General features: G+C 66.6%; 13 protein-coding genes. 5 read left to right on the top strand and 8 right to left on the bottom strand.

From position 1 onward, the window contains the following. Window positions 1-11: 11 nt before the first annotated feature. The 3 genes from ASD86_RS13310 to ASD86_RS13300 all read right to left on the bottom strand — a co-directional run bounded on the left by ASD86_RS13310 (window position 12) and on the right by ASD86_RS13300 (window position 2,994). The gene (locus ASD86_RS13310) at window positions 12-749 is read right to left on the bottom strand and encodes a siderophore-interacting protein (protein ID WP_056111153.1); all 738 of its coding nucleotides are present in this window, start codon (window positions 747-749) and stop codon (window positions 12-14) included. Between the two features lie 202 nt (window positions 750-951). Beyond that, window positions 952-1,755 (bottom strand): MipA/OmpV family protein, encoded by an 804-nt coding sequence (locus ASD86_RS13305; RefSeq protein WP_082578329.1) that lies wholly within the window; start codon window positions 1,753-1,755, stop codon window positions 952-954. 339 nt (window positions 1,756-2,094) lie between these two features. Beyond that, a complete protein-coding gene (locus tag ASD86_RS13300; RefSeq protein WP_056111151.1) occupies window positions 2,095-2,994 on the bottom strand; it encodes a LysR family transcriptional regulator in 900 nt (299 codons plus the stop codon). Window positions 2,995-3,090: 96 nt separating this feature from the next. Here ASD86_RS13300 and ASD86_RS13295 point away from each other — a divergent pair, with 96 nt between their 5' ends. The 3 genes from ASD86_RS13295 (at window position 3,091) to ASD86_RS13285 (ending at window position 5,284) form a co-directional block, all read left to right on the top strand. After that, window positions 3,091-3,798 (top strand): type 1 glutamine amidotransferase domain-containing protein, encoded by a 708-nt coding sequence (locus ASD86_RS13295; RefSeq protein ID WP_056112694.1) that lies wholly within the window; start codon window positions 3,091-3,093, stop codon window positions 3,796-3,798. 29 nt (window positions 3,799-3,827) lie between these two features. After that, the gene (locus ASD86_RS13290; protein ID WP_056111149.1) at window positions 3,828-4,670 is read left to right on the top strand and encodes a type 1 glutamine amidotransferase domain-containing protein; all 843 of its coding nucleotides are present in this window, start codon (window positions 3,828-3,830) and stop codon (window positions 4,668-4,670) included. A 149-nt stretch (window positions 4,671-4,819) separates the two neighbouring features. After that, window positions 4,820-5,284: a carboxymuconolactone decarboxylase family protein gene (locus tag ASD86_RS13285; RefSeq protein ID WP_056111147.1), complete on the top strand. Its 465-nt coding sequence runs from the start codon at window positions 4,820-4,822 to the stop codon at window positions 5,282-5,284. Window positions 5,285-5,634: 350 nt separating this feature from the next. On the opposite strand, the gene ASD86_RS13280 is transcribed toward ASD86_RS13285, so the two are convergent. From ASD86_RS13280 to ASD86_RS13265, 4 genes are all read right to left on the bottom strand, one after another. Continuing rightward, window positions 5,635-6,696 (bottom strand): hypothetical protein, encoded by a 1,062-nt coding sequence (locus tag ASD86_RS13280; protein ID WP_056111145.1) that lies wholly within the window; start codon window positions 6,694-6,696, stop codon window positions 5,635-5,637. Between the two features lie 198 nt (window positions 6,697-6,894). After that, entirely contained in the window at window positions 6,895-8,157 is a 1,263-nt protein-coding gene (locus tag ASD86_RS28305) for an XVIPCD domain-containing protein (protein WP_056111143.1), read from the bottom strand. Window positions 8,158-8,239: 82 nt separating this feature from the next. Then, window positions 8,240-8,896, bottom strand: a complete 657-nt coding sequence (locus ASD86_RS13270) for an ankyrin repeat domain-containing protein (protein ID WP_056111141.1) — start codon at window positions 8,894-8,896, stop codon at window positions 8,240-8,242. 216 nt (window positions 8,897-9,112) lie between these two features. Next, window positions 9,113-9,373, bottom strand: coding sequence for a hypothetical protein (locus ASD86_RS13265; protein ID WP_056111139.1), 261 nt, complete (start codon window positions 9,371-9,373; stop codon window positions 9,113-9,115). Window positions 9,374-9,583: 210 nt separating this feature from the next. On the opposite strand from ASD86_RS13265, the gene ASD86_RS26755 reads away from it, so the two are divergent. Next, complete coding sequence (locus tag ASD86_RS26755) at window positions 9,584-9,742, top strand: hypothetical protein (protein ID WP_157476595.1); 159 nt, start codon at window positions 9,584-9,586, stop codon at window positions 9,740-9,742. A 27-nt stretch (window positions 9,743-9,769) separates the two neighbouring features. Beyond that, on the top strand, window positions 9,770-12,736 hold the full coding sequence (locus ASD86_RS13260; protein ID WP_082578327.1) for a type 2 lanthipeptide synthetase LanM family protein: 2,967 nt from the start codon (window positions 9,770-9,772) through the stop codon (window positions 12,734-12,736). A gap of 54 nt (window positions 12,737-12,790) precedes the next feature. Here the strand turns inward: ASD86_RS13260 and ASD86_RS13255 are convergent, their stop codons facing one another. Then, entirely contained in the window at window positions 12,791-14,695 is a 1,905-nt protein-coding gene (locus ASD86_RS13255; protein ID WP_056111134.1) for a DUF11 domain-containing protein, read from the bottom strand. Window positions 14,696-15,245: the final 550 nt, after the last annotated feature.

Here is a 15,245-nt window from a genome sequence, read left to right as displayed (position 1 = left end):
GCCCGCGCCTCTCAGTCCAGCCCTTTGCGTCCCAGCGCCCAGTACGGCTTGCTGCGCAACTGGTTCGCGGCGGTGCCGTCGGCCTTGAGCGCGCGGCCCACGCGCTGGATCGCCGGCGCGCGGCCGGTCAGCACGAAGCTGGTGCGGATTTCGGCGCTGCGCCGCATCGCATCGATGGCTTCGTCGAGATGACTGTCGTCGGCGCGGCGTTCGATTACCCGCGCGTGTTCCAGCCCCAGCGCCTGCAAGATCGCGCGCGACTGGGTCGGCGAGACCACTTCGAACACGCAATGCAGGCCCGGTTCGTCGCGACGCAACGCGGCGGCGAGTCCGAACGAGGTCTCATCGCCGAACAGCACCGTGCAGGACGCAAGGTTCTGCAGATTCAAGGAGCCGCGCGGACCGAACACCGCCTTCGCTTCGCCGGGACGCGCGCTGCGTACCCATTCCGCACCCGGGCCGGGCCCGTGGCAATAGCCGACGATGCGCATGCGGCCGCTGAGCGGATCGAATTCGAACGGAGTGTAGGTGCGGGTCTGCAGACCGCCGTCGAGCTTGATCTGTACTTTGTCGCCGGGCAGCCAGTCGCAATGCTCGAGCGATTCGCCTTGCAGGGTGATGAAACGAAAATCCGGTTGCGGCGCCTCGACCCGGGTGACCTGCACCATGCGCAGCAGCAAGCGGGTGAAAGCGCGTTCGATCAGGCCGGCGCCTTGCGGCAGTGACAGGGGAACCGCGGTTTGTCGCATACGCAATAACTCCTGGCTCGGTGATGCCGGTGACGATCGGCGCGTCGGCGCGCCGATCCTGAGTGAGCGGCGCACGCATCCGCGCCGTTCGTGCATGGGCGGCGCGGATGTGCACCGCTCGGAGCTCATCAACGGCCGCGCAAATCAAGCGCCGCCGAAACAAGACTCGTGAAGCAAGCTCGTACCCGTTGCGACGCCCTCGTCAGAAACTGCGCGACACGCCGAAGAACGCCTGGCCCACGCCGTCGGTGTCCTCGGCGATCAACGGGCTGTCGCTGATCTCATCGGGCAACACCTGATAGGTCAGGTTGGCGATGAAGCGCCACTTCTCCGCGAACGGCTTGGCCAGGCTGACGCCGACATACGGAATGGTCACGCTGCCGGGGCGATAGCTGACCACGCCGCGCGCGACTTCTTCGTCCAGGGTGCCGTAGTAGTAGTTGGCCAGATCCTTGGACAGCATGCTGACGCCGACCGTGGGCGTGATCAGCAGGCCGGCGGCCTTCATCGGATAGCGGTAGCTCAGATCGGCCTCGTAACCGCCGCTGACATCGGCGATGTCGCCCTTGAGTTCGAGCTGCACTTCGCCGGCCGAACCGCGCCAGCTCGCCGACACGCCGGCGTCGACGCTGTCGTCGCGGTCTTCGAGCAGATCGCGATTGATGCCGCGGCGGGCCAGCTCGCGCCGGCCGAAGTCGTTGGCGTCCATCGCGTCCAGACGGCCGGACAGGAACGCGTCGAGCACGAAGCTCTCGTTCTGGATCAGGTGATAGCCGGCGCTGATGCCGCGGAAATAGAAGCGCTCGCCCTCGTAACCGAAGAACGGAACCGCGCGGGTGTGGTTGCCCTCGCCCGCGTACAGCTCGGTGCGGATTCCTCCGGCGACGCCGATGCTCCAGTTGGACGGCGCGACATCCGCGCGCTCCTCGCCCTCCTGCCGCACCTGGGCCGATACCGCAAACGGAAGCAGAAGCACGAACGGCGTTACGACGCGAACGAGGCGCATGGGGGAAGTCCTGAAGTGGGGGGAGGAATGACTCAGTGCGACGGCGGCGGCTGCACTCCCGCGAAACTAGCGAGCGGGCTTTAAGAGTTCTTTAAAAAACCGCCGTCTTGCTCGGCCATAAGTCCGGCAACGCGGCGCGGGTTTAGCGGCCGTTGTGGAAAGTCCGGCGCGGATGCGCGACCACACCTTGGCGTATCCATCGGCCGCGATGACTGCATGCGATGCCGCGCGGCGGAGCAATCGCGTCGTGGTGCCCGGTCTGGATCTGTGACGCCGCATGCAATCGCAGCGATCGCATCACCGCGTCGCGACAATGCGGCGCGTCGCAATGCGCCGCGCCTAGGCCTCGCCGGTCAGCATGTCGATCAACGCCCGCGACGCCGCCGACAGACGCCGGTGCGGTGCGTAGATCAGCGAGAACGGCCGCGAGCGCCCGCGCAGTTGCGGCAACAGTTCGACCAGCACGCCGCGGCGCAGGCGTTCTTCGACGATGAAGTCGTAGCTCTGGCAGATGCCGGCGCCGTGCTCGGCCAGCGAGACCACGCCGAGCACGTCCTCGGACACGCGCAGCGTCGACGGCGGCGTCCAGTCGATATCGCGTTCGCCGTCGCGGAACAACCAGGTCGCGATGCGGCCGGTGCTCGGCATCTCGAACGGCAGACAGGCGTGCTTCGACAGATCGCCCAGATCGCGCGGCAGGCCGGCGCGTTCGAGATACGAAGGTGAGGCGACCACGCACAGCGAAGCGTCCTCGAGCTTGCGCGCGACCAGCCCGCTGTCGGGCAAGGCGCCGAGCCGGATCGCCAGGTCGAAGCCTTCGGCGACCAGATCGACATTGCGATTGGCGATATTGAGTTCGACCTGCACGCCCGGATAGCGCTGCAGATAGCGTTGCAACACCGCGGGCAAGCGGTAATGGCCGTAGGTGGTCGGCACGCTGAGGCGCACGCGTCCGCTGAGTTCGCCGTCCTGGCCCTGGATCGCGCGCTCGGCATCGTCGATCAGCGCGAACGCGGCGCGGGCGTGCTCCTGGTACAGGCGCCCGGCCTCGGTCAGGCCCTGGCGCCGGGTCGTGCGCCGCAGCAGTTGCGTCCCGAGACGGGTTTCCAGCCGCACGATCGCCCGGCTGATCACCGACGGCGTGGTCGCCAACGCCACCGCGGCGGCGGTCAGCGAGCCGTGCTCGATCACCGCGATGAAGGCCTCCACGTCGCCCAGGTGGTCGAATCGACGGCTCATCTTTGCCTCCAAAGAACAAATTATTTGCCCTTGGCCGAGTTTATCGCCGCCAACGGGCACAATACAGTGCCCGCTCACTCCCCGCAGGCCAAGACCATGAACCCGAATTCCGCCGCCTCGCTCAAACCCGTGCTGTTCGTGCTGACCAGCCACGCGCTCAAGGGCGCGACGGGCCAACCGACCGGTTATTACCTCGGCGAAGTCACCCACCCGCTGGCCGAACTGGACGCCGCCGACATCGCGGTCGAGTTCGCCTCGATCCAGGGCGGCGAGCCGCCGGTCGACGGCCTGGACGTGGACGATGCGATCAACGCGCGCTACTGGAACGACGAGAGCTTCCGTCAGGCCGTGCGCACGACCTTGAAGTTGGACGACGCCGATGCGTCGCGTTACTCGGCGATCTTCTTCGCCGGCGGGCATGGCGCGATGTGGGACTTTCCGGAAAGTGCAGCAGCGCAACGGGTTACTCGCGAGATCTACGAGGCGGGCGGTGTGGTCGCCGCGGTATGTCATGGGCCGGCCGCCTTGGTAAACGTAATGTTGTCCAACGGCGAATACGTGGTCGCCGGCAAACGCGTGAGCGCGTTCACCGACGACGAAGAGCGCGCGGTCGGACTGGCCGACGAGGTGCCGTTCCTGCTCGCGAGCACGCTCAGCCAGCGCGGTGCGTTGCACCAGCCGGCGCCGGACTGGACCGCGAAGGTCGTGGTCGACGGTCGCTTGATCACCGGACAGAACCCGCAATCGGCCGGCGGCGTCGGCGCGGCCCTGCGCGACAGCCTGCTCGCGCGCGCCTCGGCGTGAACCTCGCATACCACTTCAGGAAACTTCCGATGAAAACTTTTTATGCTCTCGCCGCTTCGCTGGCGTTGATCCTCGCCGCCGGCAGCGCCCACGCCGGCCACGTACTGGTGGTGCTGTCCGATGCCGACCAACTCGAACTCAAGCACGGCAAGACCTTCGCCACCGGCTTCTACCTCAACGAACTGATGCAGCCGGTCAAACTGTTGCTCGATGCCGGCCATCAAGTCAGCTTCGCTACCCCGCTCGGTCGCGCGCCGACCCTGGACCGCGGTTCGGTCGATGCGATGTATTTCGGCGGCGACGCGGCTGCATTGCAGACGCATCAGGCCTTGCTGGAAAAACTCGCGTTGAACTCGCCGGACACCTCGCCGGTGATGAGCCTGGCGCGGGTCGAGCAACTGGGCTACGACCGCTTCGACGCGGTCTATGTCCCCGGCGGCCACGCGCCGATGCAGGACCTGCTCGACAGTCCCGCGCTGGGCCGCTTGCTGAGCGATTTCCACGCAAGGAACAAGACCACCGCGCTGGTCTGCCACGGCCCGATCGCGTTGCTGTCGACCTTGCCGCAGGCGCAACAGTTCAGCGCGCGACTGGCGCAGACCGGCAAGGCGAGCGCGCCGCCCGATTGGATCTACGCCGGCTATCAAGTCACCGTCATCAGCAACCAGGAAGAAACCATCGCCAAGCCGCAACTCAAGGGCGGCGAGATGAAGTTCTATCCGCAGACCGCGCTGGAACAGGCCGGCGTGCGCTATCGCAGCAACACTCAGCCGTGGACTTCGAACGTAGTGACCGATCGCGAGCTGATCACCGGGCAGAATCCGGCGTCGGCGGTGGATGTGGCGAAAGTGTTGCTGCAGCGGCTCAAGTAAGCCTTCGTCGGGGTCGCGCCGTCGCCCGACGGCGCGGCCGGTGGCGCGGGCACTGGGTGATCGTTGGCGGATGTCACACGCGCGCCGGGTCGTTCGTCGAATCGATAACGACCCGCGTTGCCAACGCCCACCACCCCGGAGCCACCGCCATGAACCACACGCCTCGCATGCACAACCCCGCCGTGATCCTGCCCGACAGCATGAAGGCGCTGTGGGCGCTCAAGGCCTCGGTCGAGAACAAGGGCGTGGCCGACGCCACCTTGATCCTGATCGAACTGCGCGCCAGCCAGATCAACGGCTGCGGCGTGTGCGTGGACATGCACGCGAAGATTGGCAAACAGCACGGCGAAACCGACGAACGCCTGTTCGCGGTCTCGGCCTGGCGCGAAGCGCCCTACTTCAGCGACGCCGAGCGCGCCGCATTGGCGCTGACCGAAGCGCTGACCCGGATCAGCGACCGGCCCGAACCGGTGTCCGACGCGATCTGGGCCGAGGCCGCGCGTCATTACAGCGACACCGCGATGTCGGCGCTGATCGTCGCGATCGCCAACATCAACGTGTGGAACCGGTTGAATGTGGCGGTGCGGCAGCCGGTGGGGTCTTGGAAGGTTTGAGGGTTGTGAGCGACGGCAACTGCGAGAGCAGAAGCGAATCCCCCGCGCCGCTTGGTTCACCTGCATCGAAGTACGTCAGGCGCTCGCCCCCTTTTACAAACTGGGCGATCATTTACCCGACGATCTATCAACGTAAAGCGTTGGTCCCCGAAGGATTCCCCCTTTGTAGAGGGGGCCCAGGGGATTTGCTTTTGCTCGTACTGCGCAGAGCCAAAGCAAATGCCCCGCGCCGCCAGGTTCACCTGTATCGCAGTACGTCAGGCGCTCGCCCCCTTTTACAAAGTGGGCGATGATTTACGCGAGGATCGATCAATGCAGATCATCACCAAGACATAACCCAGCAAACACGCTCACGCCGTCGAACTGGACCGCACCCTCACCGCCGCAGCCATCGCCCCACGCGCGCCGCGCACCGAAGCCGCCTCAACCGACGCGCAAGATGACGCAGCGCCCGCGTCGAGATACGCTTGCACCGCGGCCAGATCGGCCTTCTCGATCGCGTTCTGCAACAACGTCTGCCCATCCTTCAAACTCGCATCCGGATCCAGCCCGGCCGCGAACAGCGCCTGCAGACACGCGGCCGCGCACGGCAACTTGAACTGACTCAAACGCCAGGCGTTGGACACCAGGTTCGGCCGGCCGACCACGAGCGCGGCCAGCAGGCGGCCGAGGATCAACGCCGGCATCTGCTTGTCCGACACCGTGGCGTGGTTGCGATACGACTCTACGCAATCGAATTCAATCGTCGCGCGCGCGGATCGGACGCCGTTCGCCTCGCGCTCGCGACGGATGCGCTGCAACGCCCAATGCTGGAACTCGGGCAACAGCACCAACGGATCGAACGCCCAGCGCAGGTCGCGCGCTTCCAGGTAATCGGGCAGGAACGCGAAGTCCTCATCGGCCTCGCGCGGCGATTTCAGCACCGCCTGCCATGCGCGCAGGCGGCCGCGTGCGGCACGGTAGTGGCTGTCGGGAAACCAGTCGGCCTTCTCGTGATCGCTCAGCGGCTGATCGCGCAGCGCGCGGTATGCATCCAGACGCCGACCGGCCTGTTCCAGGCTCGCCGCATCGGGCCGGTCTTCCAGCGCCAACAGCGCGGCGGCGACATTGCTCACCCGCAGCAGCGCCGGACGGATCGCGCCGGCCGCGGCGGGAGGCTGGGCGAGCAGATCGAAGGCGCTGGCCAAAGCGCGGCCCAGCGTCCACGGATAACGGCTGCGGTCGCCGTCGGGCGCGCTCCATTGAATGGCGTCGCCGATATGGCTGGCGATATACGCATACAGCACCACCGGATCGCGCGGAAAACGCTTGAGTCCGTCGCCGGCGACGCGGCGGCGGTTGCGGTTGCTGGAATCGGGAACAAGCAGCTCGGCCCGCAATGCGGGCAGATCGTCGAGGGCATGGTCCGTCATGCGATCGAGTCCTTTCGGGGGATGGACGTCTTAGTTCAGACGAACCGGCGCCGCATATCCCGCACCCCTCGACTTAAGCGCGGTTACAAAAACTGAACGAGATAAACGCAAACGGCGACCACCAGGGCCGCCGTTTGCTGTGCTCCAAAGCGACGGCAACCCGAAGGCCGTCGTGCGTTTCGTATCAAGCGATGCCGATCAACTCATCACCGCGCGTCGCGTTTCCTGCTGCTGTTGCGTCTCGGCCGGCGCGGGCTGGGCTTGCGCGGCGACCTGCGGCGGCGGCGACAACGCGCGCGCTTCATCGACGAAGGCGCGGCGGCTGCCCGGGTCGGCCAGGCCGCCCTGGACGATGAAGAAACCGCCGCCGTCGCGACCGGGCACCACGTGGTCGATCCGATCCATGCCGTTGGCGCGCGCATCCAATGCCGCATGGGTGGCGGCATTGCGATAACCCTGCTCGCCGCGGAAATCCATCGCCTTGCCATCCATGCCGTGCAGGCCGCGCAGCGCCTGATCGTACAAGCCGTGGTTCGGATGCGACGGGTGCGCCAACTGCGCCGTCGCCTGCGCGTCGCCGCGCGATCCCGCCGCCGCGGCGATGCCGACTTCGGCGTTGACGTTGCCGCGCACGTCGGCACGCGTCGGATCACTCGCGCTGATGCCGGTGCGGGCGGTTTCCGGCGACGCCATCTCCTGCGCCTTGATCACCGCGTCGATGTAGTGGATGTCGATGCCGTGCTTGATGCCGTTGCCCGGAATCATCCGCTTCCAGAACGACTGCGGATCCGGATCGGGCAGCTCGATCTTGTGGCCGACCGCGTCGGGCATCGCCCACTTCAGCGGGATGCTGTGCTCCTGCAACTCGGTCAGGATTTCGTTCTTGACCGAATAGCGGCGGATCTGGCCATTGTCCTTGACCTCGTCCTTGGCCGCGTCGGCATCGATGCCGAGCCGCTCCAGGGTCTTGTCGTGCACGCCGGAGGAATTGAAGGTCACCGCCGGAATGCCGCTGGCGATCGACGCCGCGCCGCCCAGGCCGCCGCCGAGCGAATGGCCGGTGATCACCACCTCGTCGCCGAACGCGACCTTGGCCTCGCGCGCCAGCGCGATCGCCTGGTTGTACTGCGCATCCTCGAAACCCAGGCCCTGGCGGAAATTGGTCAGCCAGTCCTTGCCTTCGTCGGTGCCCGAATAGGCCAGCACGTAATGGCCCTTGTCGTCGCCGTAGACGCGGGCGAGAAAGCCCGAATCCTTGTTTTCCAGCGTCGACGGATCGATGCCCGCGCCGCGCAACTGTTCGGCGCTGAGCGGCTTGAAGCCGTCGATGCCGGGGCCCTGATCGTAGAGGTCGTCCATGATCCGGGCGAGCGTCTTGTCGATCGGTTTGGCGTCCAGACCGCGGACCTGATCCGCGAACGAGGGCTCGCCATTGGCGGGTGGGACGGACTGCTGGCTCATGCTTCGATCTCCCTGAATCCTTGGAATTCCTGCTCGCTTCGAAAATATCGCGTCGCTGTCGCGCCGCGGCGCGTGCGCGTTATCAGCCTTCCACCGCGACGCCGTGTTCGCCCAGCCAGGCGATCAGCGCATCGCGGTCCTGCCGCGTGGTCGCGTTCAACAGCGTGGCCGGGGTCATGAACAGATAACGCTGGAAGGTGACGTTCTGAGCGTTGCGCGCGCGCGCGTCGGCGCCGGCCTGCAACAGCGTCAGCGCGTGATTGGGCTGATTGATCTTGCCGGCCACATGCAACGCGGTGTTGCCCATGCGGTCGGCGTGATTGACGTCGGCGCCCGCGGCCAGCAGGCGCTTGAACTGCTCCGGCCGCTCGCCCATCAGCGCCGCGCTCAACGGCGTCGCGCCGGTGTGCGCATGCACGGTGTCCGGATCGGCGCCGTGCGCGAGCAACGCGTCGAGATAGGCCGGATCGTTGGCCATCGCCGCCAGATGCACGACGGTGCTGCCGTCGATGCCCGGTTCGGCCGGATCGGCGCCCAGATCGAGCAAGGCGTTCAAGCCGTCGAGACTTTTGTTGAGCACCGCCCATTCGAGCAAGGTGACGTTCTTGTCGCCGTGGCTGCGCAAATCCACGCCTTCGGCCAGACGCCGGATGTCGGCCACTTCGCCGTCGGCGACGGCTTCGGCCAGATCGGCCACCGCCGGATCGGCGAATACTTCATGAATATCTACCGCTGCCATTGTGGACTCCTCCTGAGCACCTGCTGGACTACCCCTAAGCCCGCCGGCAGGCGGGACGTGATGCTTACCCCGCCAATGGGCGGGAGATCGAGCGACGCGCACGGTGACTTTCCCCTGCCGTAGTGACGAGCACATACGGTTCCGTACCGTGGCTTTGGGAGCCTAGCAAGAACCCGTCGGCACATGCCGTGCTGACTGGATGACGCCGGTCACAGTTCAGCTGCGTCGCCGGTCAAATTGGACGGACGGCAAGCTGAATGCGCTGCGGCGTCGCGGGTTTCGCCAAGCCGACATCGCGCCTGTCGCTAGCGCATCAGCATCGCCGCCGAACATGGCAGGCGTGCGGCGATACGGCGAGTAATCGCCTGCGCCGCGATCGGATTTCGTTGCGCGCCATATCGCCACCACTTTCTTGGTAGTCGCCGGCAACGCCATCACCGCATGCACTTCGCAGCTCACGAAGATGACGGGCGTCATGCGTAAACAGTTACACCTGACGTTCTGTGATGCCGCGCGCGGATGCCCGGTGTCAACGTGATAAAAACGCGCGGTCGATCGTTTTGCGCATACGGACGGATGTGCAGACGCGTTGCAAGGTTCACCGTCCAGCAATCGCACGACCACGCCACGCGAACCCGACCGCGTCGTCGCGAACGGTTCGTACCACGCACTGCTTAGGAGAGTTTCATGCCCATGAATGCGGAAATCTCACAGGACGCCCTCAACCGTCTGCTGATCGAAAGCATCGGCTCGCCCGATCTGAGCGACGACAAGCTGGTCGACCTGTCCAGCAATCTGCTCAGCCTGTCCTGCGTCTACACCAGCTGCCACAACTGCCGCGAGTGACGCCGGCGTTCCAGTGATCGATGCGGGCTGCACCGCGAGGCGCAGCCCGCTTGGCATCCGGCCTACGGCGATACCCCGATCCTTTCGCATCAACACGATTCCATCGACCCGGCCCTGCGGCCGCTGCTGCGCTGGGCCGAACCGATCATCGCGCCGGCGCGCGAGCGCTGCCTGGCGCAGTGGCGCGGCCTTGCGCTGCGCGATCGACACGCCTTCGATCTCGACCGTCTGCGCGCGAGCATTGAGCATGCCTTCGCCGCGCCGGCATTGGCCTGGAGTCAGCGCAGCCTGCTGCTGGAACTGGCGATCGCGCGCCATCGCGGCAGTCTGCGCGGCGACACGCCGCAACAACGCCACCAATACTTTCTCGACTGGATCGACAGCGCCGCGGGCCGGCGCGAACTCGACGATCGCTATCGCCTGCTCAGCGACGATATCGCCGCGCAGGCGCTGCGCACCGAAGCCTTTCTCAACCGATTCGCGCAACGCCTGAGCGAAGATCGCGCGCGACTCGCGCTGCTGTTCGACGGTAACGATGAGCCCGGCCGCCTGCTCGACTTCGACTGCGGCCTCGGCGACCGCCACGATCACGGCGGCAGCGTGATCGATCTGCGTTTCGAACACGGCCGAGCGCTGTACAAGCCGCGGTCGCTGGCGATGGACGGCGCTTACGCGGCGTTTCTCGCGCGCCTGGCCGAGCACGGCATCGAACCCGTGCAAGCCGCGGCCACGACCCTGGACCGCGGCGACCACGGTTACGCCGCCTGGATCGAACACCGGCCGCTCGCCGACGAACAGGCCGCGCAACGCTATTACCACCGCTACGGCGGCCTGATCGCGATCGCGTATGTATTGGCCTGCACCGACCTGCATCTGGAAAACCTGATCGCCTGCGGCGAATACCCGATCGTGATCGATCTGGAAACGGTATTGCAGCCGTGGATGACGCGCGCCGCCGCATCGCAACCGTCCACCCGATCCAGCGGTCCGTACGCGCCGTCGGTGGTGTTTTCCGGCCTGTTGCCGGGCGGCCGCAACGAAGCCGGCGCGCAGGATCTCAGCGGCCTGGCCTGGGCCGAATACCGCTTCGACACGCGCCGCGCGGTCGACGCCGGCAGCGACCAACTGCGTCTGGCGCCGACCGAGTCGGTCGCGCCGCCGGGGCGCAACCTGCCGCATCTCGCCGACGGTCGCCGGATCGCGCCGCATCTGCACAGCGAGGCGATCGTCGACGGCTTCGATCGAACCTACCGCGGATTACTGCGACTCAAACCAAAACTCAATTTCGACGACGGACTGCTGGCGCCGTTCGCAAGCCTGCGAACGCGTGCGTTGCTGCGCTCGACCCACATCTATGCCCGTCTGCTCGATGCCTTGTCGCATCCGCAGCACCTGCAGTCGCAGCAGCAACGCGATGCGGTGCTGGCGCGGCTGGAAGTCGGACAACGCGAGTGGCCGTTCCTCGCCCGCACCCAGGCCGCCGAGCGCGACGCGCTGCTGCGCGGCGACGTGCCGCGTTTCACCATCGCCGTCGACGGCACCGGTGTGCAGGACGGCGACGGCCACAGCATCGATGCGGTGTTCGCGCGCAGCGGCCGCGACGAAGCGCGGCGCCGGCTGCGGATCCTGTCCGAGCGCGATCGCCGACGGCAGACGTATGCGCTGGCCCAATCGCTGGAAAGCCTGCGGCCATGGTCGGCGATCGAAGCCGAGCGCGGCTCAGCGCAGACGCGTGCGGCCAGCAACTCCGACGACGATGCAAATCGCGCGCTTGCGCTCGATACCGCCATCGCGCTTGGCGACGAACTATTGAACTTGTCGTTCAAGGGTGGCGGCGAACGCGCCTGGTTCCAGCCCGAATACCGCAACCGTCCCGAGCCCTCGCTCGCGCCGATGGGCCTGACCTTGTATGAGGGCTTGCCTGGCGTGATGTTGATGTTCGCCGAACTGGGCGCGCAAAGCGGCCTGCCCCGCTTCACCCGCGCCGCCGAAAGCGTACTGGCCGCGTGTCGGCGTCAATGGCGCGAAAATCCGCACGCGCTCGCATCCGTCGGGCCGTGGTCGGGATATAGCGGCTGGATGTATGCCTTGCTGGTACTGGCGCGACGCTGGCAGCGCGAGGACCTGCTGGACGAAGCCGCGGCTGTAGTACCGCACATCGCCGAACGCCTCGCCGCGGATCGCGATCTCGATCTGATCAGCGGCGCCGCCGGCGCGCTGCTGGTGTTGCTGGAACTGCAACGCCTGCGCCCGAGCGCGCAGACGCTGGCCGTTATCGACGCTTGCGCTGCACACTTGATCGAACATGCGCAGCACGACGACGACGGCGCATGCTGGCGCTGCCCCGCTTCGCCCGAACGCGGCCTGAGCGGCTTCGCTCACGGCAATGCCGGCATCGCCGCCGCATTGGCGGGGCATGCGGCGCTTACCGGCGATGAGGCCACATCGCGGCTCGCGCGCGAGGCCTTGCGTTACGAGCGCAACGCTTACCGACAGCGCGGACAGCGTTGGTACGATCTGTTCGAACCCGCGGCCACGCCGGACCACGAGCCCGATGCCGCGCGCGACATCCACTCGTGGTGTCACGGCGCACCCGGCGTCGGTTTCGCGCGGCTGTTACTACCCGAATCAATGCGCGATGCGGTCTGGCACGAAGATTTGCACCAATGCATTGACAGTACACGCGAATCCGGACTCAGCGGCGGCCACTGCCTGTGCCACGGCCAATGGGGCAATCTCGATCTGCTGATCCAGCACGCCGCGTTGCGCGGCGATCGCGACGCGCTCGTCGAATGCCGCGCACTCGGCGCGGCCCTGATCGAACACAGCCATCCGCACTGGCATTGCGGTGGCCGCTCGCCACGCGAACGGCCTCTGGGCTTGATGGTCGGCCTGGCCGGCATCGCCTACGGCTGCCTGCGGCTCGCCGATCCGGCGAATGCGGCGTGCGTGCTGATGCTTTCGACCGGACCGCATCCCGTCGCAACTCCGTGACGACGAGAGACCACGGCCGCGTCGGCATCCGCCGATCGCAGCCATGGCCATGCCTCAATAGTCCGCGGGATTGGCGCTGAAACGCACCGGCACGTCGACCTCGATGCAGGCGCCGAGCGGCAACATCGCGCCGCTGATCTGCACGCTGTTGCCTCCCGCCGCGCCGCCGCTGGCCGGACAACTGCCGCCCCCGCCCGCGCTCGCGCAGGCCCACGGGCCGCTCAGGGTCGCGCCCGCCGGCAGGTTGTCGCTCACGGTCGCGCCATTCGCCGAATCCGGGCCGTTGATATTGCAGGCGCGCAATCGATACGTGGCCAGACCACCGGGCGTGTAGCTCACGTTGCTGTCGTTCTTGCTCAACGACAACGACACGCACACCGCATCGACCGAAGCGCTCGCGCGGTTGTCGGCGTTGCCGCCGGGCACGGGCGTGACGAAGCCGCTCTGCGCCGAACCACCTTCGGCCAAAGGCGCATTCGCCGCGATGGTCGATACGTTGGCGATCGCCGCGCATTGCCCGGCGCCGAGCGTGGCATTGATCGTGTAACTCAGACTGCCTCCGGCCACGCCGTTGCCGGCCGGCAGCGTCGCGTTGCCGCCGATCGCGCCGGTGCCGCTCGCGGCCGGACAGGTCGCGCCGCCGCTCGCGGTGCAAGTCCACGAAGTGAAGCTCAGGCCCGCCGGCACCGCGTCGGACAGCGTCGCGATCGCATCGTGCGCGGTGGTGTCGCCCACGGTCGGACGCGCGGTGTTGTTGCGATAGGTCACGGTGAACTGAGCGCTGCCGCCCGGCGCGGGCGCGGCGTTGGCGACCGACTTGGTGGTCGCCAGATCGACGTCGTTGTCGTTGATCGTCAACGTCGCCACCGTCTGGCCCGCGGCCGCCGAACAGGTCGTCGTCGACGTCAGGGTGTAGTTCGCCGAATCGGGCTGCACGGTGAAGACGACGGTTTCGTTGTTCTCGATCACCGCGTCGTCGACGATCGCGATCGGCAAGGCGAAGCTGGCGTTGTCGTAACTGCCGGCCGCGATCGCCACATTGACGGTGCTGCCGCTGCCGGAGGTCACGGTGAAATCGCCGCTAAGCGTCGCGGTGCCGCCGGTGATCCGCACCGGTACCACGATGCCGCCGGCCGGCACGGTGCCGACGATGCGCAACTGCGGCAGGACCGCGGCCTGCCCTTCGCGGGTGGTGACGTTGGTGGCGACGAACTCGATATACGGCCGCAGGGTGATCTGGATTTCGTCGAGAAAATTACCCAGCGAAATGCCGCCGCTGCTGCTGTCAGCGGCGAAACCGACCTGCTGCACGCCGCTGCTGCCGGCGTAGGCGAAGCTGCCGCTGTAATCGCGCCAACCGTTGCTGCTGGCGCCGATGGTCAGCGTGCCCTGCGTCGCCGACGACGCGGTGCCGCCGGTATCGACCCGATCGCTGCCGTTGTTGGTGGTGCCGATGCGCGCGATCTGACTGTCGACCGCGACCGCGGTGCTGGCGATCGCGTTGATGCCGAAGCTCATCACGTCCGGAGTGGTGGCCGAATTGCGGCCGCGATGGCTCAGCCGCCAGTTGATCACCTCGCCGTTGGTCAGGCAGATGTTCTGGAAGATGCGCGAGGCCTGACTGGCGTTGAGTTCGGCATGCTGCTTGCCGGCGCGCGCCGGCACCGAACCGAAGCTGTTGCCCCACAACTCGATCAGCGGGCCGGTGACCGGATTGCCGATGACACCGCAACCGCCGGTAACGCCGGACGGATGCGTCGTGTTCCAGCCGGTGACCTGCTGCGGCCCGGCGAAGAATCCCACGCAGGCATTGGTGCCCAAGTCGGGCTGTTCGAAACCCAGATTGACGAAGGTGCGCTGGACCTGCGCCTGCACCGGCAACGCGGCCAGGGCCATCAACGCGAGCAGGCCGAACCGGCGCCGCCCATGCGGCGTGCGCTGGGTGGAAGACTGGATCATCAACGACGTACTCCCCTGTAGGCAGCGATCGCCCGCTCTCCTCCCGTACGACGGCGGCCGTCCTGGCTGTTAAGCCCGGATAGAACCCCCCTCCGTCGAACGGCTGGCGCCGATCGCTAATGCGGTGGCTTACGACACAAAATGTGCCGTGCGTCGCACTTTATAAGCCAAGGTGTGAGTGCCTTGTTGCAGAGAAGCAACATGAATGGGGCTCAGGGCAATGAGAGCCGCATTCATCTTTGGAAATTTGGCGGCCGGCCGAGAATGCCCTGTTCAGCCGAGGCCTAGGCTGGCGGCTCCTGCTGATCGACTCAGGCCATCCTGGATCCGCCTGTCGCGCGTCAGTTCAAGCACAGGTCGCGCGGCCGCATGTCCACCCTGTAGGAACGGCGCAAGCCGCGACCGCGACATCTCGGCAACGTCGAGGCATGCGCCGTAGTTTCGTTTTCGCGGTCGCGACTTGCGTCGCTCCTGCAGGGAGGCCATGTCGCTTTCGCTTAATGTCAGATTTCGTTCCCAGCGCTGCGAAGCTCGTAACTCGCGTTAGCAA

Source organism: Lysobacter sp. Root690 (assembly GCF_001427785.1).
Taxonomy (GTDB): Bacteria; Pseudomonadota; Gammaproteobacteria; order Xanthomonadales; family Xanthomonadaceae; genus Lysobacter.
Note: the sequence above shows the minus strand (reverse complement) of the source record. Positions and strands in the feature narration are given on the sequence as shown.

Coding starts and splice junctions, on each gene's coding strand:
- ASD86_RS13295 (WP_056112694.1), top strand. CDS start 3,091: ATGAACCCGAATTCCGCCGCCTCGCTCAAACCCGTGCTGTTCGTGCTG.
- ASD86_RS13285 (WP_056111147.1), top strand. CDS start 4,820: ATGAACCACACGCCTCGCATGCACAACCCCGCCGTGATCCTGCCCGAC.
- ASD86_RS13255 (WP_056111134.1), bottom strand. CDS start 14,695: ATGATCCAGTCTTCCACCCAGCGCACGCCGCATGGGCGGCGCCGGTTC.
- ASD86_RS26755 (WP_157476595.1), top strand. CDS start 9,584: ATGCCCATGAATGCGGAAATCTCACAGGACGCCCTCAACCGTCTGCTG.
- ASD86_RS13300 (WP_056111151.1), bottom strand. CDS start 2,994: ATGAGCCGTCGATTCGACCACCTGGGCGACGTGGAGGCCTTCATCGCG.
- ASD86_RS13270 (WP_056111141.1), bottom strand. CDS start 8,896: ATGGCAGCGGTAGATATTCATGAAGTATTCGCCGATCCGGCGGTGGCC.
- ASD86_RS28305 (WP_056111143.1), bottom strand. CDS start 8,157: ATGAGCCAGCAGTCCGTCCCACCCGCCAATGGCGAGCCCTCGTTCGCG.
- ASD86_RS13290 (WP_056111149.1), top strand. CDS start 3,828: ATGAAAACTTTTTATGCTCTCGCCGCTTCGCTGGCGTTGATCCTCGCC.
- ASD86_RS13280 (WP_056111145.1), bottom strand. CDS start 6,696: ATGACGGACCATGCCCTCGACGATCTGCCCGCATTGCGGGCCGAGCTG.
- ASD86_RS13265 (WP_056111139.1), bottom strand. CDS start 9,373: ATGACGCCCGTCATCTTCGTGAGCTGCGAAGTGCATGCGGTGATGGCG.
- ASD86_RS13310 (WP_056111153.1), bottom strand. CDS start 749: ATGCGACAAACCGCGGTTCCCCTGTCACTGCCGCAAGGCGCCGGCCTG.
- ASD86_RS13305 (WP_082578329.1), bottom strand. CDS start 1,755: ATGCGCCTCGTTCGCGTCGTAACGCCGTTCGTGCTTCTGCTTCCGTTT.